The sequence below is a fragment of the Gordonia sp. i37 genome, from assembly GCF_002043085.1.
Classification (GTDB): Bacteria; Actinomycetota; Actinomycetes; order Mycobacteriales; family Mycobacteriaceae; genus Gordonia; species Gordonia polyisoprenivorans.
The window spans coordinates 1-6,550 of the sequence record NZ_MVPX01000278.1 but is presented as its reverse complement, the minus strand read 5'-3'; the positions used below and the strand labels follow the sequence as shown (position 1 = coordinate 6,550).

Sequence of the window (6,550 nt, the reverse complement as noted above, 5' to 3'; positions counted from 1 at the left end):
GCGCCCCCAGCCGATGTCGTTGTGTTCGTTGCACTTCCGGCGGTTGCGCCGGTCTCGAGGTTGGCTACTCGAGCGGGTTGCCGCCCTTTTCCTGCAGCTCGCGCAGGGCCTTGCGCTCGGCGAGTTCCTGCTCGTGCTCGTGCTCGATGTTGCGGTTCTGCTGCTCGGGCGGGTCGGCGAGCAGGATCGAACCCGTGCCGGGGGCGCCGGAGGAACCGAGTTTGTTCATCCGCTTCGGAACGGCTGCGCCCTCGTAGGGGAGCGGGATCGGATGACCGTGGCTGTCGACCGGGCCGAGCGGCTGATGCAGCTCGATGTACTCACCCTGCGGCAGGCGCTTGATGATGCCGGTCTCGATACCGTGGGCCAGGACCTCGCGGTCGCTGCGCTGCAATGCCAGCGCCCAGCGGTAGGCGACGAAGTACAGCAGCGGCGGGATGACGATCAGACCGATGCGGCCCGCCCAGGTCGTCGCGTTGAGCGAGACGTGGAACTTCAACGCGATGATGTCGTTCATGCACATCAGCGTGAGGATGATGTAGAAGCTGAAGGCCATCGCGCCGAGGCCGGTACGCACCGGGGTGTCACGCGGACGCTGCAGCAGGTTGTGGTGCGCGTCGTCGCCGGTGAGGCGCTTCTCGATCCACGGGTAGGCGAACATCACGCCGAACATCAACGTGATGATCACGACGCACCAGAACACCGCCGGAATCGTGTAATGACCCCAGTAGAGCTCCCAGTCGGGCATCAGACGCACCAGACCGTCTGTCCACATCATGTAGATGTCGGGCTGCGAGCCCGCCGAGACCTGCGCCGGGTTGTACGGGCCGAGGACCCACACCGGGTTGATCTGGAAGACACCGGCCATGATCGCGAGGACACCGGTGACCACCGCGAACATCGCACCGCCCTTGGCGGCGAAGACCGGCATGATGCGCACGCCGACGACGTTCTTCTCGGTGCGGCCGGGGCCGGGGAACTGCGTGTGCTTCTGGTACCAGACCAGCGCCAGGTGAGCACCGATCAGCGCGAGGATGATGCCCGGGAACAGCAGGATGTGCATCACGTACATGCGCGGGATGATGATGTCGCCCGGGAACTGACCGCCGAACAGCGCCCAGTGAATCCAGGTGCCCACCAACGGGATTCCGAGGACGATGCCGCTCATCGCGGCACGCACACCGGTTCCGGAGAGCAGGTCGTCGGGCAGCGAGTAACCGAAGAAGCCCTCGAACATCGCCAGGATCAGCAGCAGGCAGCCGATGATCCAGTTGGCCTCACGCGGACGCCGGAACGCGCCGGTGAAGAAGATGCGCGCCATGTGGATGATGATCGACGCCGCGAACAGCAGGGCCGCCCAGTGGTGCACCTGCCGGACGAACAGGCCGCCACGCACCTCGAACGAGATGTTGAGCGTGGTCTCGTAGGCGCGGGTCATCATGACGCCCTTGAGCGGCTCGTAATCGCCGTGGTAGATGACCTCGCTCATCGACGGATCGAAGAAGAAGGTCAGATACACACCCGAGAGCAGCAGGATGATGAAGCTGTAGAGGGCGACCTCGCCGAGCATGAAGGACCAGTGACTCGGGAAGACCTTGTTGATCTGCCGGCGCATACCGGCGGCGAGGTGGTACCGCGAGTCCACCTCTTCGGCCTGTGTGGCCATGCGGTCGGCGATGGTCATGAGTCACGCTCCCAGAAAGCCGGTCCGACGGGTTCGATGTAGTTGCCCTGGTTGTGGGCACGGTTGGCGACCAGGTACCCCTGATCGTTCACCGTTATCGGCAATTGCGCCAGTGCGCGTGCTGCCGGACCGAAGACCGGTTTGGCCGAGTCGAGTGCGTTGAACTGCGACTGGTGGCACGGGCAGAGGATGCGGTTGGTGCGCTGCTCGTAGAGCGAGGTCGGGCAGCCGAGATGGCTGCAGACCTTGGTGTAGGCGAAGTAGTCGCCGTAGTTGAAGCTCTCCTGGCCCTTGCGCTTGATCACGTTGGCCGCGTCGGCGGGACGCAGACGGATGAGCATCACCGGGTTGCTGACGTAACGCAGACCCCAGACGAGCTTCTCGCGGGACTCCTCGGTCTCACCGAGTCCGTCGGACACGCGCCACGGGAACACGGTCTCCATCGCCCCGGAGTCGAGGTCCTCGGGCCGGACGAGCGCCACCCGGTAGGGGTCACCGACGTCGCGACGCAGGAACACCGTCTCGGTGGGGTTCTCCTTGGAGTTGTAGATCGGTGACCAGCCCGAGTTCCACAGGGGAGCGTCGTCACGATCGGCCCACGGGTTCTTGATGATGCCGCCGACCGCGGCGATCACACCGGTGAAGGCGAGTGCGCCGAAGGCGAAGATGCCCGAGCCGATGATCATCTTGCGACGACCGAGCGTGGAGGTGGTGCCGGAGTCCTTGAGCTCGGCGACGATGGTCGCCTTGTCGACGTCGCTGGAACCGGGCCCGTCGTGACGATCCTGTACGGAGATCTCCGACGGCAGGAACTTCTTGGTGATCAGCACCAGTGCGATGCCGATGGACAGGATCGCCAAACCGAAGGTGATGCCCAACAGCGGCGTGTTGAGCGTGTACCACCAGTAGTTCGGGTCGTCCGGCATGGCGAAGTGCCAGTGATTGAAACAGAAGACGACGAAGCAGGCGAGCGCGGAGATGCCCGAGATCGTCAGCCAGATGGCGACCTGACGCTCGGCACGCTTCTCGACACCGGTACCCGGCTCGGGGTAACGCTCGCCGCGGTGGATGATCTCCACACCGTCGAGGTTGGTGCCGAGTTTGACCAGCTCGTCGTTGCTCATCTGGTCGAGTTCGTCCTTGGTCGGGACGTCCTTATCGCTGACGGTCATGCTCGAGATCCCATCCACATCGCGGCGGCGACGATCGCCACAACCCCGACAAACCACATCACCATGCCCTCGCTGACGGGGCCGAAGCCGCCGATCCCGAGGCCGCCCTGCGGCTTGGATTCGGTGACGTACTTGATGAAGCCGATGATGTTCTTCTTCTCGTCCACCGACAGCTGGCGGTTGGAGAACTTCGGCATGTTCTGCGGGCCGGTGAGCATCGCCGTGTAGATCTGCTGTTCCTTGACGTCGGACAACGTCGGCGCGAACTTACCGCCGGACAGCGCACCGCCACGGCCGGTGAAGTTGTGGCATGACGCGCAATTGAGTCGGAACAGCTCGCCACCCTGGGCGAGGTTGTCGCCGCGGAGTGAATCCTGGGCGACGACGCGCACGCCGTTCTCGGTCTTGATCGAACCGTCCGGGTTGTGCTCGTAGATCACACTGGGACCACCACCCATGCCCTGGATGTAGGCACCGAGCTGGTCGATCTGGGCGGTGGTGAACTTCGGCGGCTTGCGCAGCGCCTGTGCCTCACCGCGAGCGGCGGGCATACGGCCGGTAGACACCTGGAAGTACACGGCCGCGTCACCGACACCGAGCAGCGACGGGCCGCGATCGGGCACACCCTGCAGGTTGGCGCCGTGACAGGTGACGCACGAGGTCTCGTACAACTGCTTGCCCGCACTGATCAGCGCGGCGTTGTCGACGTCGGCGGTGGCGACCTGCGGCTTGGGCGTCAGCAGCGACGCGATCATGCCGGCCATGAACAGACCGGCGAGCAACAGGATGGTGCCGCTGACACGTCGGCGAAGCTTGCGTCGTGCCTTCGACCGGCGGGCGGAACTCGCCGGGGTCGTCGACGGCGTCGCGACCGATTCGACCGCGTCAGTTGCGTCGCTATCCGACGATCGCGGTGGAGATGAACTCATCTCTAGTCTCTCTACTAGCGGACGGACTCTGGGCTGTGATGCGGGTTCACCCCGCGCAAAGCTCGGTTACTGCGCAGGGACTCCGGGTGCTCCCGGCGTGCCGCGCTCTCATCGGATGAAGTAGATCGTCACGAACAGGCCGATCCACACGATGTCGACGAAGTGCCAGTAATAGGACACGACGATCGCCGCGGTCGCCTGGGCCGGGGTGAACTTCGACAGCTTGGTGCGGATCAGCAGGAAGATGAAGGCGACCAGACCACCGATGACGTGCAGGCCGTGGAATCCGGTGGCCATGTAGAACACCGAGCCGTAGGCGCTCGAGGACAGCGTCGTGCCCTCGTGCACCAGGTGGTAGTACTCATAGCCCTGACCGCAGACGAAGAACGCGCCCATGAAGAAGGTCAGCAGGTACCAGCGGCGCAGTCCGAAGACGTCTCCGCGCTCGGCGGCGAACACGCCCATCTGGCAGGTCACCGACGAGAGGATGAGGACCGTCGTCACCGGGATGGCCAGGGCCAGATTGAGTTCGGTGGGCTCCGGCGGCCATCCGTCAACCGGATTGGCGTTGGCGCGCGCGACGAAATACATCGCGAACAAGCCTGCGAAGAACATCAGCTCACTGGACAGCCAGACGATCGTGCCGACACTCACCATGTTGGGCCGGTTGAGTGAGTGCACGCGCGCGGTGATGGCCGTTCCGGAAGTACCTACAGCGCTAGTCACAAGTTGAAGTATGACGGTTCGTAGTACGCGGTGACCACTTGGGTCCGAGATTGGTGGGAACTTTTTCTCTTCGCGCTGGTCGGCGCCGGTTGCGCGGGTGTCTCGGCGTGTCTGTGGGGCCCGTCGTGGTTTGCTCGGGGCATGGGTACTTCGCGATCGGGCCACGAGCCGGACCCTGCGCCGCGGGACGTGAACGGCCGTCCGGTGTCCCGTTCCCGATGGCAACGACTCACCGCACGGATCGGTTCCCACCGCGAGTCGCGGGTGATCGACGTCGACGACACCGACCTCGAGGTCGTTGCGTCGTGTGTCGACGACGCCGCGTCGAGTTCGACTGTGCTGGAAGGGTCTTCGTGGCGCCCGGCGGATCAGGCGGTGGTCCGGCATGTCCTGGCGCTGCCCACCTCGCGGGTGTCCGACGCGATCGCGGTTGCCGCGCTCGACGGGTACCGGCCGGTGCATTCGGAGCAGGACAGCCCGGTGCCCGACGGACACGAGACGGTGGTGCTGGCACGGGTGCAACTCGTCGACGCGCTGCACCTGTCGCAGGAACGATCGAGGATGGCCAGTCTCGGGTCGCGACACGGCGGTCGGGCAGTGGGGTGGCAGGTGCTGCAGCGCGCCGAGAAGGCGGACCACTCCGGCCGGTGAATGGGCGGGTGAAAGGCCGGGCCGTGGGGTGGGCCCCACAGCCCGGGGATTGTCGGGTCAGCCCTACAGTTCTTGGGGTGAGCAGCGCGCAGACGTACACGTGGCCGCAGATCCTCGGCCGGGTCACCGACGGCATCGACCTGACCGTCGATGAAGCGGCCTGGGCGATGAACGAGATCATGACCGACGGGGCGACCGGAGCACAGATCGCGGCGTTCGGGGTCGGGGTCAAGATGAAGGGCGCCGCGCCCGCCGAACTGCGTGGGCTGGCCGCGGCGATGTTGGAGCACGCGGTACGGGTGACCGTGTCCCGGCCCGCGATCGACGTGGTCGGCACCGGCGGCGACCGCTCGCACACCGTCAACATCTCCACCATGACCGCCGTCGTCATCGCCGCGGCCGGCGTCGCAGTGGTCAAACACGGCAATCGCGCGGCGTCGTCGAAGAGTGGTGGCGCCGACGTCCTCGAGGCGCTCGGCGTGTCGATCGGCCTGGGGGCCGCCGATGTCGGTCGCTGCGTCGACGAGCTGGGGATCGGATTCTGCTTCGCGCCCGTCTTCCATCCGGCGTTCCGTTTCACGGGGCCACCGCGTAGGGAGATCGGCATCCCGACGGTGTTCAACGTGCTCGGACCGCTGACCAACCCGGCGCGTCCCTCCCGCGGGCTGATCGGCTGTGCCTTCGCCGATCTCGCACCGGTGCTCGCCCAGGCCTTCGCCGAACGGGACGCGGCCGTGCTGGTGGTCCGGGGCGACGACGGACTCGACGAACTGACGACGACCAGCACCTCGACGGTGTGGCAGGTCATCGATGGCCGGGTCGTCGAACTCGCCTTCGATCCGCGCGAACTCGGGATCGAACTCGTGGAGCTGTCCGCGCTGCAGGGCGGCGACGCCACCGCCAACGCCGCGATCGCCCGCGACCTGTTCGCCGGGGCGCGGGGACCGGTCCGCGACGCGGTGGTCCTCAACGCCGCGGGCGCCATCGTGTCGGCGGAGATGACCGAGGCCTACAGCGTCGACAGCCTCACCACGGCGATGGTGGCGGCGAAAGCGCGCGCCGAGGCCGTCATCGACTCCGGGGCCGCAACCGCGCTGCTCGATCGGTGGGCCGCCCGCTCACAGGAGCTGGCCGGTCGGCCGTAGACAGGTCACACCTCGAGTCACGTCGACTCGCGCTACTCCTCTCCGATGGAGAAGCCGCCCTCGACCTCCGAGCTGGAGTAGCTGCGGAAGGCGATGTGGGTGGCGGTGTGGGTCACCCCCGGTAGCCGGTTGATCCGGCCGGTCACCACGTCGGCGATCTCCGCGTGGTCACGCACCTTGATCTTGGCGATGAGATCGACGTCGCCGGCACACGAATACACCTCGGCGACGCCGCTGATGTCG

The 6,550-nt window shown here is 66.0% G+C and carries 7 protein-coding genes; 2 read left to right on the top strand and 5 right to left on the bottom strand.

Translation table 11 applies throughout. The features are described from left to right. Positions 1-64: 64 nt before the first annotated feature. The 4 genes from B1964_RS13575 to B1964_RS13560 form a co-directional block, all read right to left on the bottom strand. Complete coding sequence (locus B1964_RS13575) at positions 65-1,684, bottom strand: cytochrome bc complex cytochrome b subunit (RefSeq protein ID WP_006370545.1); 1,620 nt, start codon at positions 1,682-1,684, stop codon at positions 65-67. Then, a complete protein-coding gene (locus B1964_RS13570; protein ID WP_006370544.1) occupies positions 1,681-2,856 on the bottom strand; it encodes a ubiquinol-cytochrome c reductase iron-sulfur subunit in 1,176 nt (391 codons plus the stop codon). Before B1964_RS13570 ends, B1964_RS13575 begins: the two co-directional genes overlap by 4 nt. Next, positions 2,853-3,785 (bottom strand): cytochrome c, encoded by a 933-nt coding sequence (locus tag B1964_RS13565; protein ID WP_006370543.1) that lies wholly within the window; start codon positions 3,783-3,785, stop codon positions 2,853-2,855. Before B1964_RS13565 ends, B1964_RS13570 begins: the two co-directional genes overlap by 4 nt. Positions 3,786-3,893: 108 nt before the next feature. Next, positions 3,894-4,511: a heme-copper oxidase subunit III gene (locus B1964_RS13560; protein WP_170320210.1), complete on the bottom strand. Its 618-nt coding sequence runs from the start codon at positions 4,509-4,511 to the stop codon at positions 3,894-3,896. 141 nt (positions 4,512-4,652) lie between these two features. Between B1964_RS13560 and B1964_RS13555 the strand changes: the two genes are divergently transcribed. After that, positions 4,653-5,162: a hypothetical protein gene (locus tag B1964_RS13555; RefSeq protein WP_253193994.1), complete on the top strand. Its 510-nt coding sequence runs from the start codon at positions 4,653-4,655 to the stop codon at positions 5,160-5,162. Positions 5,163-5,239: 77 nt separating this feature from the next. Beyond that, on the top strand, positions 5,240-6,307 hold the full coding sequence (gene trpD / locus B1964_RS13550) for an anthranilate phosphoribosyltransferase (protein WP_020170904.1): 1,068 nt from the start codon (positions 5,240-5,242) through the stop codon (positions 6,305-6,307). Between the two features lie 32 nt (positions 6,308-6,339). On the opposite strand, the gene B1964_RS13545 is transcribed toward trpD, so the two are convergent. Beyond that, positions 6,340-6,550, bottom strand: a 211-nt coding sequence (locus tag B1964_RS13545) for an Lrp/AsnC ligand binding domain-containing protein (protein ID WP_079930118.1), incomplete at its 5' end; no start/stop codon positions are given.

Coding starts and splice junctions, on each gene's coding strand:
- B1964_RS13565 (WP_006370543.1), bottom strand. CDS start 3,785: ATGAGTTCATCTCCACCGCGATCGTCGGATAGCGACGCAACTGACGCG.
- B1964_RS13575 (WP_006370545.1), bottom strand. CDS start 1,684: ATGACCATCGCCGACCGCATGGCCACACAGGCCGAAGAGGTGGACTCG.
- B1964_RS13570 (WP_006370544.1), bottom strand. CDS start 2,856: ATGACCGTCAGCGATAAGGACGTCCCGACCAAGGACGAACTCGACCAG.
- B1964_RS13555 (WP_253193994.1), top strand. CDS start 4,653: ATGGGTACTTCGCGATCGGGCCACGAGCCGGACCCTGCGCCGCGGGAC.